This window comes from Bartonella vinsonii subsp. berkhoffii ATCC 51672 (assembly GCF_902825225.1).
Lineage (GTDB): Bacteria > Pseudomonadota > Alphaproteobacteria > Rhizobiales > Rhizobiaceae > Bartonella > Bartonella berkhoffii.
In genome coordinates, this window is the sequence record NZ_CADEAK010000290.1 from 1 (window position 1) to 397 (window position 397).

The 397-nt window shown below is 43.8% G+C and carries 1 pseudogene; it reads left to right on the top strand.

From position 1 onward, the window contains the following. Positions 1 to 397: pseudogene (locus J7R10_RS09305) on the top strand (prolipoprotein diacylglyceryl transferase family protein); the annotation flags it as partial.

Sequence of the window (397 nt, forward strand, 5' to 3'; positions counted from 1 at the left end):
AATATACGAGCAACGTGTTATATAATTGCTGCAGGTGCTCCTATTGGTGTCGGCATTGTAAGAACATGTAACGTCATTAGCCAAGAATTATTGGGCAACACTACCACAATGCCGTGAGCGGTTTGTTTACCACTAGGTCCCTATTATTTTCCTCTCCATCCATGCCAACTTTACGAAGCATTCTCAGAAGGGTTTGTTCTTTTTATCGCTTTATCCTTCATTATTTTTGCTTTCAAAGCGTTAAAATGCCCTGGCAGCGTAGCAGGGACATGTATTATAGGCTATGCAATAGCACGAAGCATTGCAGAGGTTTGCCGCGCTCCGCAAGAAGATCCAGAATGGTTTGCTACCCGGTTTCATTCGACTGGAGGTAGCTATGGTATGGCTTTATCGCTTG